This is a genomic window from Curtobacterium sp. MCLR17_007 (assembly GCF_003234655.2).
Classification (GTDB): domain Bacteria; phylum Actinomycetota; class Actinomycetes; order Actinomycetales; family Microbacteriaceae; genus Curtobacterium.
The window spans coordinates 1,131,812-1,158,161 of the sequence record NZ_CP126271.1 but is presented as its reverse complement, the minus strand read 5'-3'; the positions used below and the strand labels follow the sequence as shown (position 1 = coordinate 1,158,161).

Below are 26,350 nucleotides of genomic sequence, written 5' to 3'. Positions count from 1 at the left end.
CGGCGCGTCAGATCTTGGTGTGGCCGAACTCGTCCACACCGGTCTCGTGGGTGCGGGTCGCTTCGAACTTGTTGGAGTGGCGGTAGGCCACGTCGCGGAAGGACCAGGTCACGAAGCCGAGGAACGCGAAGAACGCTGCAGCCACGACCGGGAAGATGAACGCGGGCACCGACGAGGCGTGCTCGGCTGCTTGTGCGAGGACGGTCATGGTGCGGTGCTCCGATCGGTCGAGGAAGGCTGCAGGTCAGTCTAGCCGCGGATCTGACCCTGTCCGCGCACGACCCACTTCGTGCTCGTGAGTTCCGGCAGCCCCATCGGGCCACGCGCGTGCAGCTTCTGCGTGGAGATCCCGACCTCGGTGCCGAAGCCGAACTCGCCGCCGTCGGTGAACCGCGTCGAGGCGTTCACCATCACCACGGCGGAGTCCACCGCGGCGAGGAACCGCTCGGACGTGTCGACGTCGTTCGTCACGATCGACTCGGTGTGGTGCGTGGAGTACTCGGCGATGTGCGCCATGGCCTGGTCGACGTCGGCGACCACCCGGATCGACAGGTCGAGGTCCATCGACTCGGTCGCCCAGTCTGCCTCGGTCGCGCGGAGCACACCGGGGACGACGGCCCGGGTCTCGTCGTCGCCGCGCAGGGTGACCCCGGCAGCGCGCAGCCGTGCGGCGAGGGTCGGGAGCAGCCGCTCGGCCGCGTCGCGGTGCACCAGCAGGGTCTCGAGCGCGTTGCACACGCTCGGCCGCTGCACCTTGCTGTTGAGGACGATGTCGACGGACCGGTCGAGCGGCGCCGACGCGTCGAGGAACACGTGCACGACCCCGGCCCCGGTCTCGATCACGGGGACCCGCGACTCGGTGACGACCGTCTGGATCAGCGATGCGCTGCCACGCGGGATGAGGACGTCGACCAGGCCTCGCGCACGCATGAGCTCGGTTGCACCGGCACGACCGAACGGGTCGATGGTCTGGACCAGCTCCCGCGGCAGTCCCACCGACGCGACGGCGTCCTGGATGCGGGCGACCAGGACGGCGTTCGTGCGCTCGGCAGCGGACCCGCCCCGCAGCACCACCGCGTTGCCGCTCTTGAGCGCCAGGCTCGCGATGTCGACGGTGACGTTCGGCCGCGCCTCGTAGATCGCCCCGACGACCCCGAACGGGACCCGGACCTGCGAGAGCTGCAGCCCGTTCGGCAGGACCGACCCCCGGACCGACTGCCCGACGGGGTCCGTCAGACCGACGACCTGCTCGACTGCGGCAGCGAGGGACTCGATGCGCTCGGGGTCGAGCCGGAGCCGGTCGAGCAGCCCGGACGACAGCCCGGCGTCCTCACCCGCGACCAGGTCGGCGTGGTTCGCGAACACGACGTCGTCCGCGCCCGCCCGGAGCGACGCGGCGATCGCACGGAGCGCCGCGTCCTTGACCGCCGTGGTCGAGGTGGCCAGCACCTGCGCCGCGGCGCGGGCAGCGACGAGCCGGTCCTGGAGGCTCGGCACGGCTCCGGTGGGCACGCGTGCGGGCAGCGACGTGACAGGGCTGGACATGACAGGAGTCTAGGGCGCGGCGTGGAACCAGGTCCCGACGTGGTCGCCGTCCAGTGCCTGTGCCACCAGCGCCGTGGCGGTCACGAGCACGGACGTGCCGGCCTCGGCGGCGAGTCGGGCAGCGGCGACCTTGGTGCCCGCTCCCCCGGTGCCGACCCCGGCCGCGCCGATCGAGCCGAACGTCACCCCGGCGAGCTCGTCCCCGAACGGGACCTCGTCGATGCGCTCGGCACCCGGCTGCTCGGGAGGACGCGTGTAGAGCGACTCGACGTCCGACAGCAGCACGAGGGCATCGGCACCGAGCAACCGTGCGACCAGGGCGGCGAGTCGGTCGTTGTCGCCGAACCGGATCTCGTGCGTCGCCACGGTGTCGTTCTCGTTGACGATCGGCAGCACCCGCAGGGCGAGCAACCGGTCCATCGCCCGCTGCGCGTTCACGCGGTGTGTCGGGTTCTGCAGGTCGCCGGCGGTGAGCAGGACCTGGGCGGCGATGAGCGCGTGCCGGTCGAGCTGCTGCTGGTACCGGAACATCAGGACGTTCTGCCCGGTGGCAGCTGCCGCCTGCTGCGTGGCGAGGTCGTCCGGCTTGCCCGCGAGCCCGAGGAACGGGAACCCGGTGGCGATCGCGCCGGAGGAGACCAGGACGACCTCGGTCCCCCGGCCGTGGGCGGCGGCCAGCGCATCGACCAGCGGGCCGATCTGCGCGGTTGCCTCGCCGCTGACCGACGAGGACCCGACCTTGACCACGATGCGCCGGGCACGTGGGACGTCCGCGCGCTGACGGACGGCCCCGAGTGCGGGCTGGCCGGTCGTGTCGGTCATGCCGGGGTCAGTCCTTGCCCTCGACGGCGTCGTCGTCGGCCCACAGACCGGACTTGCGCTCGGACTCGAGCTCGGCGCGCGCGGCGGCCTTGGCGTCCATGCGCTCGAAGTACTCCTCGCGGCGCTGGTTGCGGGTCGGCCGCATGTTCATGTCGACACGGGCGTCGGTTCCGCGCGCGCTCGTGATGAGCTCGGCGGTGGACGTGAGTGTGGGCTCCCAGTCGAAGATCATGCCGCCGTCGCCACCGATGACGACCGTGGACCCGGCGACGGCGCCGGCCTTGAACAGGCCGTCCTCGACGCCGAGCTTGGCGAGCCGGTCGGCCAGGTAGCCGATCGCCTCCTCGTTCTCGAAGTCCGTCTGCTGCACCCAGCGCTCGGGCTTGGAACCACGGACCCGGTAGAAGCGGTGCTCCTCGCCGCCCTCGGCACGGACGGTGAACCCGCCCTTCGCGTCGACGGCCTTCGGACGGATGACGATGCGCTCCTGGACCGGCTCGGCTGCGGCAGCCGCGCGGGCCGCTTCGACGATGCCGGCGAGCGCGAACGAGAGCTCGCGGAGCCCGGCGTGCGAGGCGGTCGAGATCGGGAACACGCGGTAGCCGCGGGCCTCGAGCTCGGGGGTGACGAACGCGGCGAGCTCGGCGGCGTCCGGGACGTCGACCTTGTTGAGCGCGATGAGCTGCGGACGCTCGAGCAGCGGGACCTGCCCCTCGGGGACCGGGTAGCGCTCGAGCTCGGCGAGCAGGACGTCGAGGTCGCTGACCGGGTCGCGGCCCGGGTCGAGCGTGGCGCAGTCGATGACGTGCAGCAACACCTCGCAGCGTTCGACGTGGCGCAGGAACTCGAGCCCCAGGCCCTTGCCCTCGGACGCGCCCTCGATCAGGCCGGGGACGTCGGCAACGGTGAAGCGGACCTCGCCGGACTCGACGACACCCAGGTTCGGCGTCAGGGTCGTGAAGGGGTAGTCGGCGATCTTCGGCTTGGCGGCGGAGACCGCGGCGATGAGCGAGGACTTGCCGGCGCTCGGGAACCCGACCAGTGCGACGTCGGCGATCGTCTTCAGCTCGAGCCGGACGTCGCCGCCCTCGCCATCGGTGCCGAGCAACGCGAAGCCGGGGGCCTTGCGCTTGGTGGTCGCGAGGGCGGCGTTGCCGAGGCCGCCCTGACCGCCCTGCGCGACGACGACGCGCATGCCGGCTTCGGTCATGTCGGCGAGCAGGTCGCCGTTCTCGTCGTACACGACGGTGCCGACGGGGACCGGCAGCTCGAGGACCTCGCCGGAGATCCCGCTGCGCATGTCCCCCATGCCGGGCTGGCCGTTCTTGCTGGACCGGTGCGGAGACCGGTGGTACCCGAGCAGGGTCGTCACCTGCGGGTCGGCGACGAGCACGATGTCGCCACCGTCACCGCCGTTGCCACCGTCCGGGCCGGCCAGCGGCTTGAACTTCTCGCGACGGACGGACACGCAGCCGTTGCCGCCGTTCCCCGCGCTGAGGTGCAGGACCACGTCGTCGACGAACGTCGCCATCGGTTGTCACACTTTCGTAGGAATGGGGCCGTACAGGAATGAGAAAGAGGGGCAGGCGCTCGGCCTGCCCCTCTTCCAAGAACTTGCGTCGTCGGGAACGCTTACGCGTTGACGATGTTGATGACCTTGCGGCCACCCTTGGTCCCGAACTCGACCGAGCCGGCGGCCAGCGCGAACAGCGTGTCGTCGCCACCGCGGCCGACGTTGGCGCCCGGGTGGAAGTGCGTGCCGCGCTGGCGGACGATGATCTCACCGGCGTTGACGACCTGTCCGCCGAAGCGCTTCACACCGAGGCGCTGTGCGTTCGAGTCGCGGCCGTTGCGAGTGGAACTCGCACCCTTCTTGTGTGCCATGTCTGTCTCCCGCCTTACGCGATCTTCGTGACCTTGACGCGCGTGAGGTCCGCGCGGAAGCCCTGGCGCTTCTTGTAACCGGTCTTGTTCTTGAACTTCTGGATGATGACCTTCTTGCCGCGGAGGTCACCGAGCACCTCGGCGGTGACGGTCACTTTGGCCAGGTCGGACGCGGCGGAGGTGATCGAGTCACCGTCCACGAGGAGCACGGGCGCGAGCTCGATGTTGCCCTGGTCATCGGCCTTGGCGCGATCGATGGTGATGATCGTGCCGACCTCGACCTTCTCCTGACGGCCGCCGGCGCGCACTACTGCGTAAACCACGTGGAATCCTTACGTAACTCTGCTTGAGGGAAGTCTCGGGTGCCCGGGCACGATCGGGTCGGTCGGAACCGATGACCAGCCACAGGCGGTACGGCCAGCTGACCGGACGGCACAGTGACACCGAGGAACGAGAATACTCGATGCCCATGGGTCCGGTCAAACGGCGACACACGTAGTCTGTCGGAGTGACCGTGTTGATCGACCCGCCGACGTGGCCCGCACACGAAACCGTGTGGTCGCACCTCGTCAGTGACACATCCTACGCGGAACTCCACGCCTTCGCTGCACGCGCCGGTGTGCCGCGCCGCGCGTTCGACCACGACCACTACGACGTGCCGCTCGCCCGCTACGACGAACTCGTCGCACTCGGGGCCCAGGCGGTGTCGGGCCGAGAGCTCGTCCTCCGCCTGATCGGGAGCGGTCTGCGCGTGGCGCAGCGCGACAAGCGCGCCACCTGACGGCGCCGCGCGACGAACGACGGCCTGGAGGCCCGGTGCGGGCCCGCCACGGTCCTCCCGTCCGAGCGCTCTGCGGCGACCGCGCCGGCGGCCCGCTGCTGGTCGCGGTGTGGGGACCTGCCGCTCACGGTCCACGCAGTGACGCGTCTCGCCGGTCCGACACCTCGAGATGCCAGAATTCTGGAACCTGGGGGGACGGGGGGACAGCGCACGGCACGCGTCAGGTGCGGGGCGGACCCCACTGGCCCGCGGGCGGACGCGGCGGCTGCTGCGGGAACGAGGGCGGCGGGACGGCGTCGGCGGGTCGGACCGTCCCCGGCGTGGTGCCCGGCGCGCCGGCGCGCCGGCCGGACGTCCGGGAGGAACCACGCGGGCGACCGAGCCACAGCCAGGCCACCGTCGCGGCGGCCAGCAGGATCGCCGTCAGGGGCACGCCCCGCTGCAGCGGTGTCGTGAGCACGTCGGTGACCAGGTGTCGTGGCCCGTCGGCGACCGCGCCGTACGCGCCGGTGAACACGCCGACGAGTGCCAGCGCGACCGTGCCGCCCGCACCGCCGAGGACGGCACGCAGCAGCACCGTCGGCAGTGGGCTGCGCCGGGTGACCGGTGTCAGGAACGCGAGCGTCAGGAACGCCCCGACGTAGAACGGGAACGGGCTGACGAACACCGCGGTGGCGAACTCGAGGACGATGTTCTGCCCGCCGTGGAAGGCGAACGGGCCGATGTACAGGCTGGTGCCGAGCATGCCGGCGAGCCCGGACACGGCCTGGACGGCGAGGACCCCGACGACGGCGATCAGCGCGCCTGCGGTGCCCTCGCGTGAGGCACCGGGAGCGAACGCACGCGTCGGGTCCCCGACCACCCTCAGTTCCCCAGGATCACGGCGCCGTCGTCGGTCGGGGTCTCGCCGGACGTCGCCGGGGCGCTGATGCTGCCCGACGACACGCGACGGGACCGCGAACGACCCTGGCCGGGCTGCTTGGGCTCGGGCAGCGCCTGCAGCACCGAGTCCAGGAGCGAGTCGGCATCCGGCGCCTTGCGGGCCTCGCGCTTCGTCACCGCGACGGGGATGTCGAGGATCGCGACGGTCGTGTCGGCCGGGGTCACCGGGGCCGAGGAGGACACGCGACGCCGGGTCGGCGCAGCCGCCTGGTCCGGAGCAGCTGACGCGGCCGGCTCCGTCGCGCGCTGCGGTGCGGCGGACACGGGCGCGCCGGCCTCGGGAGCCGTCGACTCCGACGCCGCAGCGGGCGCCGTGGTCGAGGACGGTGCCGACACCGTCAGGATGCCCTCGGTCGCGGTGGGCGCGGACTGCTCGGAGCTCGCACGACCCCCGCGCCGGCGACGACGCTTGCCGCCACCGGTGGACTCGGGCTCGTTGTCCGGGGCACCGGCATCCGAGGACGACCCAGACGCTGCAGCGGGTGCCTCGTGCGACGGCGCCGAGGTGGGGGTGGACGGGACGGACGCGGCGACCTCGTCGTGCGCGATGGTCGACGCCGCGATCCGGGACAGCGCGTTCTTCACGTCGTCGGTGATCTGGTGCGCCTGCGACGGCTTCTGGTCAGCGCCACCGCGCTGTCCGTTCTGGTTGCCGTTCCCGTTGCCGTTGCCGCTGTCGTTCCCGCTGCGGGCCTTGCGGCGGCCCTTCGACGGGCCCGGGTCAGCGTTGTTGTCGTTGACCTTCGCGTTGACCTCTTCGAGCGACTCGCGCAGCCCGACGCCGATCTTCTTGCGGGTCATCTGCACGAGGCCGAGCGAGGTGACCTCGGCGACCTGGTGCTTCGTGCGGTCGCGGCTCAGGCACTCCATCAGGCGGCGCAGCACGAGGTCACGGTTCGTCTCGAGCACCATGTCGATGAAGTCGACGACGATGATGCCGCCGATGTCCCGCAGGCGGAGCTGACGGACGAGCTCCTCGGCGGCCTCGAGGTTGTTCTTGGTGACGGTCTCCTCGAGGTTGCCCCCGGAACCGACGAACTTGCCCGTGTTGACGTCGACGACCGTCATGGCCTCGGTGCGGTCGATCACGAGCGAACCGCCGGACGGCAGCCAGACCTTGCGGTCGAGGGCCTTCTCGATCTGCTCGTTGAGACGGTGCTCCTCGAAGGAGTCCGGGCCGTCGTAGAGCTCGACGCGGTCCTTGAGGTCGGGCGCGACGGCGTCGAGGTACTCCTCGATGGTCTCGCGTGCGGCATCGCCGTCGATGATCAGCTTCGTGAAGTCCTCGTTGAAGACGTCACGCACGATCTTGACGAGCAGGTCCGGCTCCGAGTGGAGCATGACCGGGGCGTGCCCGTGCTCGACCTTCTTCTGGATGGCCTCCCACTGCGCGGTCAGGCGCTGCACGTCGCGGGTGAGCTGCTCCTCGGTCGCGCCCTCCGCAGCGGTGCGGACGATGACGCCCGCGTGCTCCGGCAGGACCTCTTTGAGGATCTTCTTCAGGCGGGCACGCTCGGTGTCCGGGAGCTTGCGCGAGATGCCGTTCATCGAGCCGTTCGGCACGTAGACCAGGTAGCGGCCCGGCAGCGAGACCTGGCTGGTCAGGCGGGCGCCCTTGTGGCCGACCGGGTCCTTCGTGACCTGCACGAGGACCTTGTCCCCCGGCTTGAGCGCGGCCTCGATGCGACGGCCGTGGTTGCCCGTCTCGACCGAGTTCCAGTCGACCTCACCGGCGTAGAGCACGGCGTTGCGACCGCGGCCGATGTCGACGAACGCCGCCTCCATCGAGGGCAGGACGTTCTGCACCTTGCCCAGGTACACGTTCCCGATGAGGGAGACGTTGTGGGACTTGGTGACGTAGTGCTCGGCGAGGACGTTGTCCTCGATGACGCCGATCTCGATCTTCTGCGCGCTCGAGCGGACGATCATCTGGCGGTCGACGCTCTCACGGCGGGCGAGGAACTCGTCCTCGGTCACGACCTGGCGGCGGCGCCCGGCGTCACGGCCGTCGCGACGGCGCTGCTTCTTCGCCTCGAGGCGGGTGGAGCCCTTGATCCGCTGGGGCTCGGTGATGAGCTCGACCTCGCGGCGACGCGGCTCCTGGTGGTCACGCGGCTCGCGGTCGGCGCTCGTGCCCCGACGGCGCGTGCGGCGGCGGCTGCCACCGCCGAAGTCCTCGTCGTCGTCGTCCCAGTCGGACCGCTCCGAGCGCTCGGCCCGGTCGGTGCCCTCGGAACGGTCGAACCGGTCCGAGCGGTCGAACCGGTCCGAGCGGTCGATGCGCGACGAGCGGGCCGGCAGCTCCGGCAGGACCGGGGCGTGGAAGATCAGGCTGAGTGTCGAGGTGGCACGGGGGACGACGGGCTCCGGCGGCGCGACCGCGTCGGCCTGCTCCGGTGCCGTCTCGACGGCCTGCTCCGGGGCGACCGCATCGGCCTCGTGCGACTCGACCGGAGCGACGACGTCCGACTGCACGTCCGTGCCCGACTGCTCGACCGTGTCCGGCTCCTCGGTCGCGCCCGACTCCTCGACCGCGGTGGCCTCGGCCTCGGCGGCCGCTGCGGCGACGTCGACGACCGGGACGTCACCGGTCAACGTGCTGACGTCGTCCGGGGCGTCGGTCGTCGTGACCGACTGCACCTCCACCGAGACGGAGCCCGTCTCGGGCGCCGCATCCGTGCCGGTCTGCTCGACCAACCCGGTGTCCGGGGTCGCCGTGTCGGCACCGTCGGCCGGTCCCTGTGAGCCGTTGCGGGCCTCCAGGGTGCCTGCCGACCGGGCGCGGCGTCCGCCGAACAGGCGGCCGCGTCGCTTCGGTGCGGCATCGTCGGTGTTCTGGTTGCTGTTGTTGTCGTTCTCCACCATGGCCTGGTGCACTCCTCAGCCCCGCTCCCACCCCGAGGGGCGGCGGGAATCCTGTCGTTGTGGCGGACGGCGGCGACGCCGCCCGCACTCGCTGGTCAGTGACCGTCCGGCGTCGACCTGCCGTGCGCTCGGACCGTCCGGAGCACCCGGCTCCGCTCGGTTCGGCGTCGGAGTGACGCGTCGTCCGGTCACGGTGCGCTCTCACCGCACCTGTTCACCCGGGCTGGTGCCCGGAAAGCTCGCTGTGCCACACGGATCTCCCGTGTGACCTCCCCATCATCGCACGCGTGACGGAGGAAGGCGCAGAACGAACGTGTCATCATGTCGGCGTGACCACGACTGCACCCACCACCCGTCGTCCCGTCGCCGTCGCCGTGCTGCTGCTCGTCACCGGGGCGGTCGCCCTGTACGCGGCGTTCCGACTCGTCCTCGACGAGTTCGCGAAGTACGAGAACCCGAAGGCGGCGCTCAGCTGCGACGTCAACCCGTTCATCAACTGCTCGGACGTGATGACGAGTGCACAGGGACACCTGCTCGGCTTCCCGAACCCGCTGCTGGGACTGATGGGCTTCGTCGCGCCGATCGCCGTCGGCGCCGTGCTGCTCGCGGGGTTCCGCGGTTCGCGGGGCTTCCTCGTGGCGTTCAACGCCGGGCTCCTCGTGGCATGGGTCTTCGTCACCTGGCTCTTCACCCAGACCGTGTGGTCGATCGGCGCGCTGTGCCCCTGGTGCATGCTCGTCTGGGCGATGACCATCCCCATGTTCTGGGTGTTCACCATCTGGAACATGTCGCGCGGCACCTTCGGTCCCCGGGCGCGTCGGGTCGGGCGGGCGCTGCTGCCGTTCTGCTGGGCGTTCCCGCTGGCGAACTACCTGGTCATCGCGGTGACGATCCTGATCATGTTCCCGCGGGTCCTCGACTTCATCTGAACCGGCGACCGGGTCACCGACCATCGGTGACACGTCACCGGACTCCTGGGCTCTTCTCAGCCAGCAGAGCCCGTCGGCACACCGGCACCCGTTACGCTCGTTCCCGATGAGCGACAACGAGAGCAAGAAGGCCCGCCGGAACGCCGCACGGGAACGTGCCGCGGCTCAGCGCGAGAAGGAGAAGGCCCGCCGGCGCCGCAACAAGACCCTGACGATCAGCGGCATCATCGTGGGGTCCCTGGCGATCGTCGCCGTCATCGTGCTGGTGATCGCGAACTCGATCCAGCCTGCCGGTCCCGGTCCCAAGAACATGGCCAGCGACGGCATCGTGTTCCAGGGGCAGAACGGCAAGATCGTGCCCGTCACGACCAAGGCCATCCCCGAGGGCGGCACGCCGACCGCCACGAAGCAGGACGACTCGATCGCGAACATCACGGTGTACGAGGACTACATGTGCCCGATCTGCAACCAGTTCGAGACCGGCAACATGAAGCAGATCAAGCAGTGGGTCGCGAACGGCTCCGCCACGCTCGAGATCCACCCGTTCAACCTGCTCGACCGCTCGTCGCTCGGCTCGAAGTACTCCACGCGTTCAGCAGCAGCCGCAGCGTGTGTCGCGAACTACGACCCCGACGCCTTCCTCGACGTCAACTCGGCCTTTTACGAGAACCAGCCGTCCGAGGGTACGAAGGGCCTGACGAACGACCAGCTGGCCTCGATCGCGAAGAAGGCCGGCGCCACGAACAAGAACGTGCAGTCCTGCATCACGGACCAGCGTTTCGCCGGATGGGTCGGTGACGCCACGAACCGCGTGCTGACCGAGCCGCTCGCGAACTCGTCGCTCGACAAGCTCACCGGCACCCCGACCGTGATCGTGAACGGCAAGCAGTACAACGCCCAGGGCACCAGCGCCTGGACCGACGCCGACGCCTTCGCCGCGTTCGTCGAGCAGAACGGTGGCGCGGTCAAGTAGCCCGCTCCCCGTCAGGACGGCCCCGCGCTCCCGGAGTGCGGGGCCGTCGTCGTTCGGGGCGCCGCGCCGCGGCGGCACACGCTGACGGATCGCACCCCCGGGCGGACGTCGCGCCCCGTCCTGCGGGGGCGCGACGTCGGCGCAGGGGTGCGAGGCAGCGTGCGCCGCGGCAGCGGCCCGCGGCAGCGGCCCGCGGCAGCGGCCCGCTGCCGCTCGCACAACGGAAAGCGCCCCGCGCCACGTGGTCACGTGGCGCGGGGCGCTTTCGGTTGCGCGGAAGCGCAGCAGCGAGCGCGAGCGCCGTCAGGCGCGGCGACCGCTCAGGCGAACCAGAGGCCGAGCTCGCGCGCGGCGGACTCGGGGCTGTCCGAGCCGTGCACCAGGTTCTGCTGGACCTTGAGGCCCCAGTCGCGGCCGAGGTCACCGCGGATGGTGCCGGGCGCGGCGCCGGTCGGGTCGGTGGTGCCGGCGAGCGAGCGGAAGCCCGCGATCGCCGCGTTGCCGGCGACGCGCACGGCGACGACCGGGCCGGACTGCATGAACTCGACCAGCGGTTCGAAGAACGGCTTGCCCTGGTGTTCCTCGTAGTGCGCGTCGAGCAGGTCGCGCGGTGCGGTCAGCATCTTCAGGTCGACGATCTCGTAGCCCTTGGCCTCGATCCGGCGCAGGATCTCACCGGTGAGCTGGCGGGCGACGCCGTCGGGCTTGACGAGGACGAGGGTCTCTTCGAAGTCGGACACAGCGGTGCTCCCTGAGGTTCTGGAGGGGTGGATTCGGATCAGTCGCCGGCAGCGGCTCGGCGGGCGGCGTTCTGACGGTCGAGCTGACCGCCCTTGACGAAGCAGAACACCCACAGCGCCAGGAACACCAGGCCCACCACGACCATGAACGGCTCGATGAAGCCGGTGGCGAGGATGGCCGCCTGCAGCAGCCACCCGAACCCTACACCGGCACGGGTACCGGTCAGGCGCGACGCCAGCGCCAGCACGACGATCGCCGCGAGCCCGCCGCCGAAGGCGACACCGGCCGGCAGCGTGTGCTTGCCGAACACGACGAGCATCGGGAAGAAGAACATGATCGCCTCGAGGACGAGCGTGATCGACAGCAGGCTCTCGCGGGCCCCGCGGTCGCGTCGCGGACGGCGGGTCCGGGGCGTGCGACCCGGACGGGAGGCCCGTGGTCCGTCCGTCACTTCGACTCCCCCTCGGTGTGGACCAGGTCCATGACCGCGCCCACCATCACGATGGAGCCGGCGACGAGCACCATGGCGTCGTCCGCCTCGGCCTCGTCCGCCAGGTCGCGCGCTTCCGACAGGGCCTGTGCCAGCGACGGCTCGACGACCACGCGGTCGTTGCCCACCTCGTCGACGACGACCCGGGCGAACGTGTCGGCGTCGAGGGCGCGCTCCCCCGGCGGCTGCGTCACGACGAACGTCGCGACGGTGTCCTTCAGCGCTCGGACGAAGCCCCGGGCGTCCTTGTCGGCGAGGATCCCGACGACACCGACCACGTGTCCGGAGGGGAACGCGACGGGCAGCGCGTCGGCCAACGCCCTGGCGCCGTGCGGGTTGTGCGCGGCGTCGACGACCACCGTCGGGTCCTGCGCGATGGGCTGCAGCCGACCCGGGCTGGTGGCACCGGCGAGGCCCTCGCTGAGGACGTCCTGGTCGAGCGGCTGCGCGCCCCGACCGATGAACGACTCGACCGCGGCGATCGCGACGGCGGCGTTGTGGGCCTGGTGTGCGCCGAACAGCGGCAGGAACAGGTCGTCGTAGCGACCGGCGACGCCCTGCACGGTGACGAGCTGCCCGCCGACGGCCGGGGTCACGTCGACCACGGAGAACCCGGTGCCCTCGACGGCGAGCGACGACTCGGTGAGCTCGGCCGCCCGCTCGAGTTCGGCGAGCGCCTCGGGGACCTGCGCGCTCGACACGACGGCCGACGACGGCTTGATGATCCCCGACTTGGTGCGGGCGATCTCGGCGACGGTGTTGCCGAGCTGCTTGGCGTGGTCGATCGCGATCGGGGTGAACACCTGCACCTGGCTCTGCACGACGTTGGTGGAGTCCCACTCGCCGCCCATGCCGACCTCGATCACGGCGACGTCGACGGGCGCCTCGGCGAAGCACGCGAGCGCCAGGACGGTCAGCGCCTCGAAGAACGTCAGCGGGAGCTCGCCCTTGTCGGTGAGCTCCTTGTCCGTCATGGCCAGGATCGGCGTGATGTCGTCCCAGTTCTCGACGAAGCGGTCCGGTGCGATGGGCTGGCCGTCGATGACGATCCGTTCGCGGATCGACACCAGGTGCGGGCTCGTCATGAGCCCGGTCCGCAGCCCGTGCGCGCGGACGATGCTCTCGGTCATCCGCGCCGTCGAGGTCTTGCCGTTCGTGCCCGTCAGGTGGATCACCGGGTACGCCAGGTGCGGGTCGCCGAGGAGCTCGACGGCGCGACGCGTGGCGGTCAGGCGGTGCTCGGGCGACTGCTCGCCGATGCGGGCGTAGAGCGCGGCCTCCACCCGCTTGACCTCGGCGTCGTCACCACCGAAGGGCACGGCCTCGATCGGGTCGGCATCGGCGGGCGGGCCCACCGGGATCTCGATGCCGTCCGCGGCGGGACCGGCCGCGTCGAAGGGGTCGAACGGGTCGTTGTCGTCACGGTCGCTCATGCGCGTGCCACCTCCACAGTCACCTTGGCTCCGTCGCCGACGGCGGTGCCCTCGTCCTTGCCGAACGTGGTGGTGACCACGTCGACGGTCGTCGCCAGGGTCTCCCCGGCGATCAGCTCGCGGTGGGTGCGGACCGCGTCCGCGGCACCCTCGTCGGTACCCAGCGTCAACACGATGCGGTCGCTGACGTCGAGGTCGGCGTCGCGGCGGGCCTGCTGGACGGCGCGGACGACGTCGCGGGCGAGCCCCTCGGCCTCGAGCTCGGGCGTGGTGTCGGTGTCGAGCACCACGAAGCCACCCCCGTCGAGGAACGCCACGGCCGTCGACGCGTCGGCCACGGTGAGGTCGAGCGTGTACTCGCCCTCGACCAGGTCGATGCCGCCGACGGTCACCCCGGACTCGGTCGCGACCCAGTCGCCGCGCTTGGCGGCGGGGATGACCTGCTGCACGGCCTTGCCGATGCGCGGTCCGGCGGCACGGGCGTTGACGGCGAGCTTCCGCTCGATGCCGTACTGCGCCAGGGACTCCTCGGCCTGGGGTTCGAGGACGACCCGCTTGACGTTGAGCTCGTCGCGGAGGATGTCCACGAACGGCTCGACGGCTGCGGTGTCCGGCACGACGAGCGTCAGGGTCGCCAGCGGCAGCCGGACGCGCTTGCCCGTGGCCTTGCGGAGCGCGAGCCCCTTCGAGGCGACGTCGCGCACCCGGTCCATCGCGGCGACGAGGGCGTCGTCGGCGGGGAACTCGTCCGCGCTCGGGAAGTCCGTCAGGTGCACGCTCCGCCCGCCGGTCAGGCCCTTCCAGACCTCTTCCGAGACCAGCGGTGCGAGCGGCGCGGCCACCCGGGCCAGGGTCTCGAGCGCGGTGTACAGGGTGTCGAACGCGGCCCTCGCCGATTCCGACGACGCCGCGCCGAGCCAGAACTTGTCGCGGGACCGGCGGACGTACCAGTTGGTCAGCACGTCGGCGAAGTCGCGGATGGCCTGGGCTGCCAGCGGGGTGTCGAGTGCGTCGAGGTGCGTCGTGACGTCGGTGACGAGCAGGCGGGTCTTCGCGAGCAGGTACCGGTCGAGCACGTCGGTCGAGTCCGTGCGGCGGGACGCCTGGTGGCCCTCGGGCCCGGACGCATTCGCGTACAGCGTGAAGAAGTAGTACGTCGACCAGAACGGCAGCAGGAACTCGCGGACGCCCTGCCGGATCCCCTCTTCGGTGACGACGAGGTTGCCGCCGCGGATCACCGACGAGGACATCAGGAACCAGCGCATCGCATCGGCGCCGTCGCGGTCGAACACCTCGGAGACGTCCGGGTAGTTCCGGAGCGACTTCGACATCTTCTGTCCGTCGGAGCCGAGCACGATGCCGTGGCTGACCACGTTCGTGAACGCAGGCCGGTCGAACAGCGCCGTGGACAGCGCGTGCATGACGTAGAACCAGCCGCGGGTCTGCCCGATGTACTCGACGATGAAGTCAGCCGGACTGTGGGTGTCGAACCACTCGCGGTTCTCGAACGGGTAGTGCACCTGGGCGTACGGCATCGACCCGGAGTCGAACCAGACGTCGAACACGTCGGAGATGCGGCGCATCGTCGACCCACCCGTGGGGTCGTCCGGGTTCGGCCGCGTGAGCTCGTCGATGAAGGGACGGTGCAGGTCGACCTCTCCGTCGGCGTTCACCGGCAGGCGTCCGAAGTCGCGCTCGATCTCGGCGAGCGAGCCGTACACGTCGGTGCGCGGGTGTTCCGGGTCGTCGGAGACCCACACCGGGATCGGGGTGCCGAAGTACCGGTTGCGTGACACCGACCAGTCGATCGCGTTGCCGACCCACTTGCCGAACTGGCCGTCCTTGACGTTGTCCGGCACCCAGTTGATGTCCTGGTTGAGCTCGCCCATCCGGTCGCGGAACTCGGTGACCCGGACGAACCAGGACGAGACGGCCTTGTAGATGAGGGGTTTGCGGCAGCGCCAGCAGTGCGGGTAGCTGTGCTCGTACGAGGCCTGGCGCAGCAGCCGCCCGGCGTCGCGGACGGCCTTGGTCAGCGGCTTGTTGGCGTCGGACCACAGCTGCCCGGCGACGAGCGGGAACTGCGACGTGAACACCCCGCCCTCGTCGAGCGAGAGCACGACGGGGATGCCCGCGGCGGCGCAGACCTCTTGGTCGTCGGCGCCGTAGGCCGGGGCCTGGTGCACGATGCCGGTGCCCTCGCCGGTCTCGACGTAGTCGGCCACCAGGATCTGCCAGGCGTTCTCCATGCCCTCGGCATCGGCCAGGAAGTCGAACAGGCGCTCGTACTCGACGCCGTCGAGTTCAGTCCCGACGAGCGTGCGGGTGACCGCCGCGACGGCGTCGTCCGGCGACGCGTAGCCGAGGTCCTTGGCGTACGCGGCCACGGTGTCCGCAGCCAGCATGTACGAGACCGAGCCGGCGTCGGCACCGTCAGCCGAACCTGCTGGACCGGCCGGCAGCACCACGTACGAGACCGCAGGGCCGACCGCCAGGGCGGCGTTCGTCGGCAGCGTCCACGGGGTGGTCGTCCAGGCGAGCGCACGCACGCCGTCGAGCCCGAGCTCCGCAGCGCGCGCGCCCCGCAGCGGGAACGAGACCGTGACGGACTGGTCCTGACGCATCTGGTAGACGTCGTCGTCCATGCGCAGCTCGTGGTTGGACAGCGGGGTCTGGTCGTTCCAGCAGTACGGCAGGACCCGGAAGCCCTCGTACGCCAGCCCCTTGTCCCAGAGCTGCTTCCACGCCCAGAGCACGCTCTCCATGTAGGTGACGTCGAGGGTCTTGTAGTCGTCCTCGAAGTCGACCCAGCGTGCCTGGCGCGTGACGTACTGCTGCCACTCGTCGGTGTACTGCAGCACCGACTTCTTGGCGGCGGCGTTGAAGACGTCGACGCCCATCTCGTCGATCTCGTGCTTCTCGGTGATGCCGAGCTGGCGCATCGCCTCGAGCTCGGCGGGGAGCCCGTGCGTGTCCCAGCCGAAACGGCGGTGGACCTGCTTGCCGCGCATGGTCTGGTAGCGCGGGAAGACGTCCTTGGCGTAGCCGGTCAGCAGGTGCCCGTAGTGCGGCAGACCGTTGGCGAAGGGCGGGCCGTCGTAGAAGACCCACTCGTCGCAGCCCTGGCGAGCGTCGATCGATGCCTGGAACGTGTCGTCGCGCTTCCAGAAGGCGAGGATCCCCTGCTCGACCGCGGGGAAGGACGGCGACGGGGTGACGCCGGCAGCGTCGTCTGCATCACGATGAAGTGGGTATCGCACCGGTTGCTCCTGTGGGTTCGATTGCTCTCCACGAGGACGGAGCAGTGCTCCGCGGTACCACCTCGCTTGCCACCCCGGGTTGCCGGAGTGACCGCTCGTCGTCGGGGTGGTGACGGTCCCGAACCCGTCCGGTTCTACTGACGGCCCGTCGAGACGTGCCGCGTTCTTCCGGAGACTCCCCGGTGATGGCCGGATCGATGTCTGTTGGTCCCGAGTCTACCCATCGGGAGCATGCTGGAGGAATGCCCTCGTCTGAACAGCAGGACCGTCCCGAGTCCTTGCTCACCGTCGTCATCGCCTTCGGCGCGAACCTGCTCGTCGCCATCGCGAAGTCGATCGCCGCGCTCCTGTCCGGGTCCGCGTCGATGGTGGCCGAGGCAGCGCACTCGTGGGCAGACACCGGCAACGAGGTCTTCCTGCTCATCGCCGAGCGTCGCGGTGCCAAGAAGCGGGATGTGGCACACCCGCTCGGGTACGGTCGTGAGACCTACATCTGGTCGATGTTCGCCGCGTTCGGACTGTTCACCGCGGGCGCGATCGTGTCGATCTACCACGGCATCTCCGAGCTCGGGGAGACCGGACCCGCCGAGGACGTCCTGCTCAACTACATCGTGCTCGCCCTGTCGTTCTGTCTCGAGGGCACGAGCTTCCTGCAGGCGTACCGGCAGGCGCACGGCGCGGCGACGAAGCGGAAGGTGCCCGTGCTCCGGCACGTGCTGCAGTCCTCGAACCCGACCCTGCGCGCCGTCTTCGCCGAGGACGCCGCCGCGCTGGTCGGCCTGGTCATCGCCTTCCTGGGCGTCTTCCTGCACCAGCTCACCGGCCTGGCCGTCTTCGACGCGATCGGGTCGATCGCGGTCGGCGTGCTGCTGGGCGTCGTCGCGATCATCCTCATCGACCGCAACCGCCGGTTCCTGGTCGGCGAGAGCACCTCGCCCGAGCTCGAGAACGCGGTGCTCGTCGAGCTGCTCTCGCGCAAGCAGATCGAGCGCGTGACGTACCTGCACCTGGAGTTCGTCGGCCCGTCGAAGGTCTACCTGGTCGCCGCCGTCGACCTGACCGGCAACGAGGACGAGTCACATGTGGCGGTCCGACTTCGGGACGTCGAGAAGTCGCTCGAGGACAGCCAGTACATCGAGGAAGCAGTCCTGACGCTGAGCTACCCCGACGACACCGCGCTGGTCCCCACCGACGACCACGTCCCCGAAACCGTGCGCGACGGCACGGTCGAGGACGTCGCGTCCGGCGGCGCCGGGACGCTCCGGGCCTAGCAGTCCGCCTTCGTGAACGTCATGTCGACCTTCTTGCTGGACCCGTCGAACCCGTAGGAGTACCGCATCGCGATGTCGCGGTCCAGCAGCTTCTTGGTCTCGGTGGTCGCGCACAGCTGCTGCAGGACGCTGTCGTGCAGCGCGGTCTCGTCGAGCTGCGACGGGTCCGCCTGCACCGTGTAGCGGTAGTGGATCGTGCCGTCCTCGGCGGACACGCCGGTCCACGTCGTGACGGAGTCGACCTGTTTCGGCAGGTCCGACTGCTCGCGGATCTGCTTGACGCCCTCGTTGACGATGTCCTGCTTGGACTCGCCGAAGGCCGCGTTGAACCCCTGGCGGACGAGCACCGCGACGATGACCGCGACGACGATGCCGACCACGGCGATGAGCACGCGCCGCCCCCGGGACTGCTGCGGCGGCGGTGAGGACGGCTGGAACGGCGGCTGCCCCGCCGGCTGCTGCTGGTACGGCGGCTGGCCGCCCGGCTGGAACGGCGGCTGCTGGTAGGGCGGCTGGCCGTTCGGCTGGTTCGGCTGGTTCTGCGCAGGCGTGTCGGACATGGTCCCCCGGTTCGTCAGCGCCTCCCCCACTGGACGGCGCACCGCGAACCTAGCAGGCACCCCGCGACACCGGGGCGGAACCGGCAGCGCGCGGAGCAGCCCGGCCACTCAGCGCGCGTCGAGCCCCGCCACCACCGGGGTCAGCGCCGCCCCGACGTACTCGACGAGCGGCCGTCGCGACACCCCGTCCGTCACCCAGACCCCGAACGCCGCGGCCGCCGCCCCGAGCATCGCGCCGGCGACCGTCTGCGGCCACAGCGCCCCGGCGTGCTCCCCGGTCCGCCTGGCCACGAACGCCGCGACCGCCGCGTGCTGCGCTGCCACCCGTGCCGCGACGCTGGCGACGAGCTCCTGCCCGATCCCCATCACCTCGGCCTGCGCGATCGCCCACGGCACCCGGTCGGGGTCGTGGGCGCGGGCGGCGGCGAGCAGCGCGTCCTCGACCGCGCGGACCGCCGAGGTCTCGGTCGACCCCGCTAGCAGCTGCGGGAGTGCCCCGACGGCGGCGTCGAGCTCGAGCCACATCACGTCGGACTTCGTCGGGAAGTAGTTGAAGAACGTGGCACGGCTGACACCCGCGCGCACGGCGATCTGGTCCACCGTGGTGCGTGCGTACCCCTGCTCGAGGAAGAGCTCGGCGGCAGCGTCCGCGAGCACCTCGGCACTCGAGCGGCGCGGCCGTCCCCCGCGGCGGATCGGTTCGTCCATGGTCCCCATTCAACCGCTAGACTCGACCAGCCATGATCTTGGACCGAGTACAGAAACGTCGCGCGCGCATCGCCGGCAGCATCGCGGGGGCCACAGCGCTCCTCGTCGCCCTCACCGCCTGCACCGGCGGTGGCCCGAGCACCGCCGCCAGCACGCCGGTCTCCGGTGGCACGCTGACCTACGCCTCGGGCGACGCCGAGCCCACGTGCCTCGACCCGCACGTCGGGGGCAACTACCCGCAGGCGCTGCTCTCGACGCAGTACATCGACGAGCTGGTCGGGCTGGACGACGGCAAGCCCACCCCGTCGCTCGCGACGAAGTGGACCACGAGCGACGACGGCACGACCCTCACCTTCACGCTGCGGGACGACGTCACCTTCACCGACGGCACCCCGTTCGACGCGTCCGCCGTCGTCGCGAACATCGAGCACGTGCAGGACCCGGCGACGGCGTCGAGCACGGGCTACCTGGCGCTCCAGTCGATCGACAAGGCGACCGCGACCGACGACCACACCGTCACACTGTCGCTCAGCCGGCCCGACAGCGCCCTGCTCGAGTCCTTCTCGCAGCCGTGGGTCGGCATGGAGTCCCCGAAGGCCCTGCAGCGCACCCAGGCCGCCAACTGCGAGTCCCCCGTCGGCACCGGCCCGTTCCGCATCACGGACTGGAAGCACGGCGACCGCGTCACCCTCGTCAGGAACACGAAGTACTGGGGAACGACCGAGCCGCGGCTGTCCGGCATCAGTTGGCGGTTCCTGCCCGACTCCACCTCGCGGTACGCCGCCCTGCAGTCCGGCCAGGTCGACGTCATCGACAACGCCCAGCCCGACCAGCTCAAGGCCGCATCGTCGAAGGCCGCCATCCGCGACCTCGACGCCCCGCGACCGGGCGCATCCAACCGACTCGAGCTGAACTCCGGCCACGGGGTCTTCCGCGACGAAGCGGTCCGCAAGGCCTTCATCGCCGGTGCCCAGATCGACCCGGGCATCCGGTCGCTGTTCCTCGGCACCGCAAAGCGCTCGTACTCGCTGCTGTCCAGCGTCGAGCCGTTCGGGTACTCGGACAAGTCGCTGTTCGCGTACCGCCCGAGCACCGCGAAGCAGCTGCTCGACGACGCCGGCTGGAAGGTCGGTTCGGACGGCATCCGTGTCAAGGACGGCCAGCAGCTCACCGTCACCTTCCCGGTGTCGACGAACCAGTCGGTTCCGGCCGAGCGCAGCCTGTTCCAGCAGATCCAGGCCTCCGAGGCGGAGGTCGGCATCAAGGTCCAGCTCGAGGAACTCGACCTGTCCAGCTGGTACGCCGCCCTGGCGAAGAACCAGTACGACGTCGTCAGCGCCCCGTACACCAAGGTCGGTGCCGACGTGCTCCGCATCCTGTACGACAGCGCCAGCATCACGCCGGCACCGTCGGGGTACTTCGCGAACCTGGCGCAGCTCGACGACCCCGAGGTCGACGCCCTGCTGCAGCGGGCCGCCCAGACCGCGGACCGCTCCGCACGCGGCGACCTCTACCAGCAGGCGCAGCGGCGGATCCTCGAGTCGCGGACCGTGCTGCCGCTCTACGACCAGCAGAACCACTTCCTGTACCGCTCGTCCGTCCACGGCATCCGGACCACCGCCGTCTCCACGCCGTGGTTCGGCACGGCGTGGATCGACCGCTGACGTCCAGCACGACCAGGAGGCCCGGTGTGACCCCGACGCGCACCCCGCGGTCCGCCGGGTGGTCCGGCTGGACGCTGTGGCTGCTCCGCCGCGCCCTCGGCGGCATCGGGGTGCTGTGGGCCGTGGCGACCATCGTCTTCGTCGCGATCCGGCTGATCCCCGGGGACCCGGCGCTCGCGGTGCTCGGTGGCCCGGGCTCCCAGGCCTCCCCCGACGCCGTCGCCCGAGTCCGCCTGGAGTACGGCTTCGACCAGCCGGTCATCGCCCAGTACGCCGTCTTCCTCGGACGCCTGGCGACCGGGCAGCTCGGCGACTCCTACGCGTTCCGCACCCCCGTCGCCACGCTCCTGGCGCAACAGCTCCCCGTCACCCTGACCCTCGCCGTCGCCGGGCTCGTCGTCGCCTGGGCGCTCGCCCTCGTCGCCGCGTGGTGGTCGACGCAGCGGGGCCGGATCGCGGCAGCACTGACGTCGGCGCTGAGCGTCACCGCCAGCGTCATGCCGCACTTCTGGCTGGGCAGCGTGCTCATCGTGGTGTTCGCGAGTTCCCTCGGCTGGGTGCCGGCAGTCAGCGACGGCACCGTGCGCGGTTGGGTGCTGCCGGTGCTCACCGTCGCGGTCCCCGTCGCCGGCTACCTCGCCGAGACCGTCCGCGACGGCGTGGTCGACGCACAGCGGTCCGCCTTCGCGCTCGCGGCGCGCGGACGGGGCGAGACCCGCGCGGGGGTGTTCGGGCGGCACCTGCTGCGACACGCGGCCCTGCCCGGGATCGCCCTGTCCGCGTGGGCCTTCGGATCGCTGGTGTCCGGAGCCGTCGTCGTCGAGTCGGTCTTCGCGCTCCCCGGCATCGGGCGCGCCCTCGTCAGCGCCGTCGCGCAGCGGGACATGCCCCTCGTCGCGGGCATCGCGCTCGTGTCCGCGGCGGCGTACGTCGTCGTGCTCGCGGTCGCCGACCTGGTCGAACGCGTGGTCGACCCCCGCCAGGCCCGTCGCGCAGCGGCGACCCGGCCGCGGGTGCCGCACCGTCCGGCGACCGGCCCCGGGACGGACGTGCGATGAGCGGGATCGCCGAACCGAGCCTCCAGGCCGGCACGTCGTCCACGAGCGCGGCGACCGCACGGGGTCGTGCCCGCGGGCTCGGCGTGGCCGGCACGGTCGCCGCCGCCGTCGTCGCGCTCGCCGTCGTCGCGGCGATCTGGCCGGACGCGCTCGGCGGTGGCGCCCCGCTCGCCGTGCACCCCGCCGATGCGCTGCTGCCGCCCGGGGCCGGGCATCCGTTCGGCACCGACGAGTCCGGCCGCGACGTCCTGGCCCGGGTCGTCGCCGGCACCCGCGCGAGCCTGGTCGTCGGCGTCGTCGCGACGCTGGTCGGCGGCGGTGTCGGCGTGGTGCTCGGCGTCGTCGCCGGACTCGGCGGTCGGTTGCTGGACGCCGTCATCGGCCGCGTCACCGAGGTCGCCTTCGCACTGCCCCTGCTGCTCGTCGCGCTGGTCGTGATCGCCGTGACCGGTCCGGGACCGGTCCCCGCGATGCTCGCCGTCGGGTTCGCGACCGCCCCCGGCTACGCCCGCATCGTCCGCGGCCTGGTGCGCTCCGCACGCGGCTCGCAGGTGGTCGAGACCGCCGTCCTGCAGGGCCGGGCGCCGGCCCGCATCGTGGTCCGGCACGTGCTGCCCGCCGCACTCTGGCCGGTCGTCGCCGTCGGGACGCTCGGGGTCGGCCAGGCCGTCGTGTGGGCGTCGGCGCTGAGCTACCTCGGCGTCGGGACGCCGCCGCCCGCTCCGGAGTGGGGTGCGATGCTCGCCGACGGCCGCACGTACCTGCAGACCGCCCCGTGGATGAGTGCGTTCCCGGGACTGGCGATCGTCGTGCTCGCGACCGCCGTCACGGTGCTCGGCCGTGCGCTGCGTCGGACCGGGGCCCTGCGGTGAGCGCGGTGCTCGACGTCCGCGGGCTCCGCGTCGCGATCGACGGCACGCCGCTCGTCACCGACGTCGACCTGCGCGTCGACGCCGGCGAGTGCGTCGCGCTCGTCGGCGCCTCCGGGTCGGGCAAGAGCGTCACCGTGCGGGCACTGCTCGGCCTGTCGGCCACCGGGGCGGTCGTCCGGGCCGACCGGCTCGAGGTCGCCGGCCTCGACGCCCGCGCCTTCTCCGAACGTCGGTGGCGTTCGGTGCGCGGCTCGCGGGTCGGCTACGTCGGCCAGGAGGCCCTCGGCGCGCTGGACCCGCTGCGTCCCGTCGGGCGCGAGGTCGGTGACGTCCTGCGGCTGCACACCGAGATGCGCGCACACGAGCGCGTGGACGCCGTGCGCGCCGCGCTCGCCGACGTCGGTCTCGACCCGGCGATCGCGTCGGACGGACGCCTCGCGGGCACACTGTCCGGGGGGATGCGGCAGCGTGCGCTGATCGCCGCCGCGACCGTCGGCTCGCCGGCGCTCGTCGTCGCGGACGAACCGACGACGGCGCTCGACGCGGGGGTCGCGGTGCGCGTGATGGACCAGCTCCGACGCGCCCAGTCCCGCGGCGCGGGGCTGCTCGTCGTGACGCATGACCTGGGGCTCGTCGCCGGGTGGGCCGACCGGGTGGTGGTGCTCGACGCCGGGTCGGTCATCGAGCAGGGGACGGTGTCCGAGGTGCTGCGGGCGCCGTCGCACCCGGTGACCCGGGCGCTCGTCGCGGCCGCGGGCCGCGGGGGCGGGGGCGGGTGCGGGATGCGGGAGCGAGAGCGGGAGCGGGAGCGGGTGCAACCTCGCACGGTGCGACCCCCGACGAGCCGGCCGACGCATGGTGCGAGCTTCCATCCACGGTGGCAGGGTCCGAGCCTCGCACCATGGAGGGAACCTCGCACGGAGGCACAACCTCGCACGGTGCGAGGTCGGCGCTCGCGGCCGACGACCTGCACAAGGCGTACGACGGTACCGAGGTGGTGGCCGGGGTGTCGTTCGGACTCGGCCCCGGTCGGGTGCTCGGCGTCGTCGGAGCGTCCGGGTCGGGCAAGACCACCGTCGCGCGGATGCTGCTCGGCCTCGAGACGCCCGACACCGGCTCGGTCGCGCTCGACGGGACTCGGTGGGCGCCCCTGCCCGAGCGCGACCGCCGTTCGCGACGAGGTCGGATCGCAGCCGTCGTGCAGGACCCCGGCGCGACCTTCGACGAACGGTGGAGCGTCGAACGGGTGCTCGCCGACGCGATGTCGGACGGCGGTGCCCGCCGGGCGACGGGCTCGCTCGGCCCCCGCGTCGACGCGGCGCTCCGCCAGGTCGACCTCGACCCCGCGCTGCGCGGGCGGTCCCCCGGCACGCTGTCGGGTGGGCAGCGGCAGCGACTGGCGATCGCCCGGGCGCTGGCGACCTCGCCCGACGTGCTGGTGCTCGACGAGCCCGTGACCGCCCTCGACGCGACGGTCCAGGACGCGGTGCTGACGCTGCTCGAACGGCTCCGCGACGACACCGGGGTGGCGATGGTCTTCGTGTCGCACGACCTGCGGGCCGTCCGGCGGATGGCGGACGACGTGCTCGTGGTCGACGCGGGTGTCGCCGTCGAGCACGGCCCGGCTGCGCGGGTCTTCGCGCACCCGGAGCACCCGGTGACCATCGCGCTGCTGCGGGCGGCAGAGCGGCTGACGGCCGGCCCGCGCGGGTGAGACGCGGCTGCCCAGGCGAGACACCCCTGCGGACGCGAGACGCCGCCCTGCACCGCGGTGTCTCGCGGGCAGGGCGGCGTCTCGACGTGGTGAGCGGGGCCTCCCGTCAGCCCTTCTGGGGGCCGTCAGCAGCGACGACCGGGATCTCGCTGGTCGAGAACTCCTTCGCCCAGTCCGACTGCGCGAACTCGGACGACGGGTCGTTGTACTCGTCGATGACCTGGGCGACCTCTTCCTCGGACGCGACGGTCGGACCGGAGCCCATGAGCGGTGCCGACGCGGTCTCCTTGGTGAAGTACACCGCGACGAGCCCGATCACGGCAGCCGCCATCAGGTAGAACGCGGGGATGTCCTCGGCCCAGCCGAAGCCGGCGTCCTTCGCCCCGTTGATGAGCGCCGCCGTCGCGAGCGGGGTCGTGCCGCCGAACAGCGAGACCGACACGTTGAACGCGATGGCCAGGGCGCCGTAGCGGATGATCGTCGGGAACAGGGCGGGGAGCGTCGAGGGCATCGTCGACGTGAACGTGACGAGCACGACCCCGAGGATCAGCAGGCCGAAGAACACCCCGACCCCGGTGCCGGTCTGCACGAGCTGCAGCGCGGGCCACGAGAACAGGAAGAAGCCGATGCAGCCGGCGGCGAGCACCGGGCGACGGCCGAAGCGGTCGGACAGCCGGCCCCCGAACGTGATGACGACCATCATCAGGATCATCACGATGACGATGAGGATCAGGCCGAACGTGGCGTTCTGCCCGAGGTTCTGCTCGAGGTAGGTCGGCATGTACGACAGGAGCATGTAGTCGGTCACGTTGAAGACCAGGACCAGGCCGATGCAGATGACGAGCGCACGCCAGTTCTCGGCGAAGAGCTTGAGGAAGGGCGTCTTCTGCGACTCGCGCTCGGCCGCCTGCTCCTGCTGCTTCTGGAAGGCCGGGGTCTCCTCGAGCTTGAGCCGCAGGTACAGGCCGATCAGGCCGAGCGGACCGGCGACGATGAACGGAATGCGCCAGCCCCAGCTGAGCAGGGCGTCCTCGGACAGGCCGAACTGCAGCCCGGTCACGATCGAGGCACCGAGCACGTAGCCGGCCAGCGTGCCGAACTCCAGCCACGAGCCCATGAACCCGCGGCGCTTGTCCGGGGAGTACTCGGCGATGAAGGTCGCGGCCCCGCCGTACTCACCGCCGGTGGAGAAGCCCTGCACGAACCGGGCCACCAGCAGCAGCACCGGCGCCCAGAACCCGATCGTGTCGTACGACGGGATCAGGCCGATCATGAGCGTGCCCGCGGCCATCAGGATCATCGTGAGCGCGAGGACCTTCTGGCGGCCGATCCGGTCACCGATGGGCCCGAAGACCGCACCGCCGATCGGGCGCACGATGAACGCGGCGGCGAAGAAGCCGAACGTCGCGACGATGTTCGATGCCGGGTCGCCCTGTGGCAGGAAGACCTGGGAGATCGTGACCGTCAGGTAGGCGAAGATGCCGAAGTCGAACCACTCCATCGCGTTGCCGAGGGCGGCGGCGGCGACGGCGCGCTTGAGGAGCGACTCCTCGACGACGGTGACGTCGTCGCTCGTCATCTTCCTGCGGGCGCGCTCGGCGGCGCGCTTCGTGCGCAGCGGGCGATCGCCGTGCGTCTTCGGTGCGTTGCTGGGTGTCACGGGTGTTCCTCCGGTGTGCTGAGCGTCCTTCGGGCGTCCGACGGGACGGCGACGTTGCAGCTCCCCACGAGCTCGCGCTCGCCGGACAAACCCCGACAGACTAGCAGGTCCCCAGTGGAGCGCTCCAGCGGCCACTGTCTGGGAGTCGTCGGAACCGGTACGATCGGTGGCACCACGT

At 71.3% G+C, this 26,350-nt stretch carries 23 protein-coding genes and 1 pseudogene; 9 read left to right on the top strand and 15 right to left on the bottom strand.

The window, feature by feature from the left end:
- Positions 1 to 7: 7 nt before the first annotated feature.
- The 6 genes from DEJ13_RS05600 to rplU form a co-directional block, all read right to left on the bottom strand.
- Positions 8 to 208, bottom strand: coding sequence for a hypothetical protein (locus DEJ13_RS05600; protein WP_056121847.1), 201 nt, complete (start codon positions 206 to 208; stop codon positions 8 to 10).
- A 41-nt stretch (positions 209 to 249) separates the two neighbouring features.
- A complete protein-coding gene (locus DEJ13_RS05595; protein ID WP_111106967.1) occupies positions 250 to 1,545 on the bottom strand; it encodes a glutamate-5-semialdehyde dehydrogenase in 1,296 nt (431 codons plus the stop codon).
- A gap of 9 nt (positions 1,546 to 1,554) precedes the next feature.
- Positions 1,555 to 2,367: a glutamate 5-kinase gene (gene proB, locus DEJ13_RS05590; RefSeq protein WP_111106966.1), complete on the bottom strand. Its 813-nt coding sequence runs from the start codon at positions 2,365 to 2,367 to the stop codon at positions 1,555 to 1,557.
- 7 nt (positions 2,368 to 2,374) lie between these two features.
- Complete coding sequence (obgE, locus tag DEJ13_RS05585) at positions 2,375 to 3,898, bottom strand: GTPase ObgE (RefSeq protein ID WP_111106965.1); 1,524 nt, start codon at positions 3,896 to 3,898, stop codon at positions 2,375 to 2,377.
- Between the two features lie 101 nt (positions 3,899 to 3,999).
- Positions 4,000 to 4,251, bottom strand: a complete 252-nt coding sequence (gene rpmA / locus DEJ13_RS05580) for a 50S ribosomal protein L27 (protein ID WP_056121855.1) — start codon at positions 4,249 to 4,251, stop codon at positions 4,000 to 4,002.
- Positions 4,252 to 4,265: 14 nt separating this feature from the next.
- Positions 4,266 to 4,574, bottom strand: a complete 309-nt coding sequence (gene rplU, locus DEJ13_RS05575) for a 50S ribosomal protein L21 (RefSeq protein ID WP_056121857.1) — start codon at positions 4,572 to 4,574, stop codon at positions 4,266 to 4,268.
- A gap of 185 nt (positions 4,575 to 4,759) precedes the next feature.
- On the opposite strand from rplU, the gene DEJ13_RS05570 reads away from it, so the two are divergent.
- Complete coding sequence (locus DEJ13_RS05570; protein WP_056121859.1) at positions 4,760 to 5,032, top strand: DUF4031 domain-containing protein; 273 nt, start codon at positions 4,760 to 4,762, stop codon at positions 5,030 to 5,032.
- Positions 5,033 to 5,252: 220 nt separating this feature from the next.
- Here the strand turns inward: DEJ13_RS05570 and DEJ13_RS05565 are convergent, their stop codons facing one another.
- Both DEJ13_RS05565 and DEJ13_RS05560 read right to left on the bottom strand, forming a co-directional pair.
- On the bottom strand, positions 5,253 to 5,894 hold the full coding sequence (locus tag DEJ13_RS05565; RefSeq protein WP_056121861.1) for a hypothetical protein: 642 nt from the start codon (positions 5,892 to 5,894) through the stop codon (positions 5,253 to 5,255).
- 2 nt (positions 5,895 to 5,896) lie between these two features.
- Positions 5,897 to 8,839 carry an Rne/Rng family ribonuclease gene (locus tag DEJ13_RS05560; protein WP_111106964.1) on the bottom strand — a complete coding sequence of 981 codons (2,943 nt, stop codon included), beginning with the start codon at positions 8,837 to 8,839 and terminating at the stop codon, positions 5,897 to 5,899.
- 329 nt (positions 8,840 to 9,168) lie between these two features.
- Between DEJ13_RS05560 and DEJ13_RS05555 the strand changes: the two genes are divergently transcribed.
- A complete protein-coding gene (locus DEJ13_RS05555) occupies positions 9,169 to 9,768 on the top strand; it encodes a vitamin K epoxide reductase family protein (protein WP_111106963.1) in 600 nt (199 codons plus the stop codon).
- A gap of 106 nt (positions 9,769 to 9,874) precedes the next feature.
- On the top strand, positions 9,875 to 10,741 hold the full coding sequence (locus tag DEJ13_RS05550) for a DsbA family protein (protein WP_111106962.1): 867 nt from the start codon (positions 9,875 to 9,877) through the stop codon (positions 10,739 to 10,741).
- 320 nt (positions 10,742 to 11,061) lie between these two features.
- Here the strand turns inward: DEJ13_RS05550 and ndk are convergent, their stop codons facing one another.
- Genes ndk through ileS form a run of 4 tightly spaced genes read right to left on the bottom strand, consistent with a single transcriptional unit; the run spans position 11,062 to position 16,665 of the window.
- Positions 11,062 to 11,481 carry a nucleoside-diphosphate kinase gene (gene ndk / locus DEJ13_RS05545; protein ID WP_056121871.1) on the bottom strand — a complete coding sequence of 140 codons (420 nt, stop codon included), beginning with the start codon at positions 11,479 to 11,481 and terminating at the stop codon, positions 11,062 to 11,064.
- A gap of 38 nt (positions 11,482 to 11,519) precedes the next feature.
- Positions 11,520 to 11,933 carry a DUF4233 domain-containing protein gene (locus DEJ13_RS05540; RefSeq protein WP_056121873.1) on the bottom strand — a complete coding sequence of 138 codons (414 nt, stop codon included), beginning with the start codon at positions 11,931 to 11,933 and terminating at the stop codon, positions 11,520 to 11,522.
- The gene (locus DEJ13_RS05535) at positions 11,930 to 13,405 is read right to left on the bottom strand and encodes a bifunctional folylpolyglutamate synthase/dihydrofolate synthase (RefSeq protein WP_111106961.1); all 1,476 of its coding nucleotides are present in this window, start codon (positions 13,403 to 13,405) and stop codon (positions 11,930 to 11,932) included. Before DEJ13_RS05535 ends, DEJ13_RS05540 begins: the two co-directional genes overlap by 4 nt.
- The gene (ileS, locus tag DEJ13_RS05530; protein WP_111106960.1) at positions 13,402 to 16,665 is read right to left on the bottom strand and encodes an isoleucine--tRNA ligase; all 3,264 of its coding nucleotides are present in this window, start codon (positions 16,663 to 16,665) and stop codon (positions 13,402 to 13,404) included. The genes DEJ13_RS05535 and ileS overlap by 4 nt, the downstream gene beginning before the upstream one ends.
- Positions 16,666 to 16,907: 242 nt before the next feature.
- On the opposite strand from ileS, the gene DEJ13_RS05525 reads away from it, so the two are divergent.
- On the top strand, positions 16,908 to 17,936 hold the full coding sequence (locus DEJ13_RS05525) for a cation diffusion facilitator family transporter (protein ID WP_111106959.1): 1,029 nt from the start codon (positions 16,908 to 16,910) through the stop codon (positions 17,934 to 17,936).
- On the opposite strand, the gene DEJ13_RS05520 is transcribed toward DEJ13_RS05525, so the two are convergent.
- Positions 17,933 to 18,496, bottom strand: a complete 564-nt coding sequence (locus DEJ13_RS05520; RefSeq protein ID WP_146245245.1) for a hypothetical protein — start codon at positions 18,494 to 18,496, stop codon at positions 17,933 to 17,935. The genes DEJ13_RS05525 and DEJ13_RS05520 overlap by 4 nt on opposite strands.
- 108 nt (positions 18,497 to 18,604) lie before the next feature.
- Positions 18,605 to 19,204 carry an acyl-CoA-like ligand-binding transcription factor gene (locus DEJ13_RS05515; RefSeq protein WP_258374103.1) on the bottom strand — a complete coding sequence of 200 codons (600 nt, stop codon included), beginning with the start codon at positions 19,202 to 19,204 and terminating at the stop codon, positions 18,605 to 18,607.
- Positions 19,205 to 19,236: 32 nt separating this feature from the next.
- Between DEJ13_RS05515 and DEJ13_RS05510 the strand changes: the two genes are divergently transcribed.
- From DEJ13_RS05510 to DEJ13_RS05490, 5 genes and pseudogenes are all read left to right on the top strand, one after another.
- Complete coding sequence (locus tag DEJ13_RS05510; RefSeq protein WP_111106957.1) at positions 19,237 to 20,868, top strand: ABC transporter substrate-binding protein; 1,632 nt, start codon at positions 19,237 to 19,239, stop codon at positions 20,866 to 20,868.
- Positions 20,869 to 20,894: 26 nt separating this feature from the next.
- The gene (locus tag DEJ13_RS05505; RefSeq protein WP_258374102.1) at positions 20,895 to 21,926 is read left to right on the top strand and encodes an ABC transporter permease; all 1,032 of its coding nucleotides are present in this window, start codon (positions 20,895 to 20,897) and stop codon (positions 21,924 to 21,926) included.
- Positions 21,923 to 22,798 carry an ABC transporter permease gene (locus DEJ13_RS05500; protein WP_111106956.1) on the top strand — a complete coding sequence of 292 codons (876 nt, stop codon included), beginning with the start codon at positions 21,923 to 21,925 and terminating at the stop codon, positions 22,796 to 22,798. Before DEJ13_RS05505 ends, DEJ13_RS05500 begins: the two co-directional genes overlap by 4 nt.
- A pseudogene (locus tag DEJ13_RS05495) lies at positions 22,702 to 23,319 on the top strand (ATP-binding cassette domain-containing protein); the annotation flags it as partial. The gene DEJ13_RS05500 and the pseudogene DEJ13_RS05495, both read left to right, overlap by 97 nt.
- 380 nt (positions 23,320 to 23,699) lie before the next feature.
- A complete protein-coding gene (locus tag DEJ13_RS05490; protein ID WP_111107893.1) occupies positions 23,700 to 24,512 on the top strand; it encodes an ABC transporter ATP-binding protein in 813 nt (270 codons plus the stop codon).
- A 106-nt stretch (positions 24,513 to 24,618) separates the two neighbouring features.
- Here the strand turns inward: DEJ13_RS05490 and proP are convergent, their stop codons facing one another.
- Positions 24,619 to 26,172, bottom strand: coding sequence for a glycine betaine/L-proline transporter ProP (gene proP / locus DEJ13_RS05485; RefSeq protein WP_235515467.1), 1,554 nt, complete (start codon positions 26,170 to 26,172; stop codon positions 24,619 to 24,621).
- Positions 26,173 to 26,350 lie beyond the last annotated feature (178 nt).

Excerpts from the sequence above, each read along its gene's own strand:
- DEJ13_RS05560 (WP_111106964.1), bottom strand. The coding sequence starts at position 8,839 with ATGGTGGAGAACGACAACAACAGCAACCAGAACACCGACGATGCCGCA.
- DEJ13_RS05550 (WP_111106962.1), top strand. The coding sequence starts at position 9,875 with ATGAGCGACAACGAGAGCAAGAAGGCCCGCCGGAACGCCGCACGGGAA.
- proB (WP_111106966.1), bottom strand. The coding sequence starts at position 2,367 with ATGACCGACACGACCGGCCAGCCCGCACTCGGGGCCGTCCGTCAGCGC.
- DEJ13_RS05500 (WP_111106956.1), top strand. The coding sequence starts at position 21,923 with ATGAGCGGGATCGCCGAACCGAGCCTCCAGGCCGGCACGTCGTCCACG.
- DEJ13_RS05525 (WP_111106959.1), top strand. The coding sequence starts at position 16,908 with ATGCCCTCGTCTGAACAGCAGGACCGTCCCGAGTCCTTGCTCACCGTC.
- obgE (WP_111106965.1), bottom strand. The coding sequence starts at position 3,898 with ATGGCGACGTTCGTCGACGACGTGGTCCTGCACCTCAGCGCGGGGAAC.
- DEJ13_RS05515 (WP_258374103.1), bottom strand. The coding sequence starts at position 19,204 with ATGGACGAACCGATCCGCCGCGGGGGACGGCCGCGCCGCTCGAGTGCC.
- DEJ13_RS05535 (WP_111106961.1), bottom strand. The coding sequence starts at position 13,405 with ATGAGCGACCGTGACGACAACGACCCGTTCGACCCCTTCGACGCGGCC.
- rpmA (WP_056121855.1), bottom strand. The coding sequence starts at position 4,251 with ATGGCACACAAGAAGGGTGCGAGTTCCACTCGCAACGGCCGCGACTCG.
- DEJ13_RS05600 (WP_056121847.1), bottom strand. The coding sequence starts at position 208 with ATGACCGTCCTCGCACAAGCAGCCGAGCACGCCTCGTCGGTGCCCGCG.
- DEJ13_RS05490 (WP_111107893.1), top strand. The coding sequence starts at position 23,700 with ATGGAGGGAACCTCGCACGGAGGCACAACCTCGCACGGTGCGAGGTCG.
- DEJ13_RS05595 (WP_111106967.1), bottom strand. The coding sequence starts at position 1,545 with ATGTCCAGCCCTGTCACGTCGCTGCCCGCACGCGTGCCCACCGGAGCC.
- DEJ13_RS05510 (WP_111106957.1), top strand. The coding sequence starts at position 19,237 with ATGATCTTGGACCGAGTACAGAAACGTCGCGCGCGCATCGCCGGCAGC.
- DEJ13_RS05520 (WP_146245245.1), bottom strand. The coding sequence starts at position 18,496 with ATGTCCGACACGCCTGCGCAGAACCAGCCGAACCAGCCGAACGGCCAG.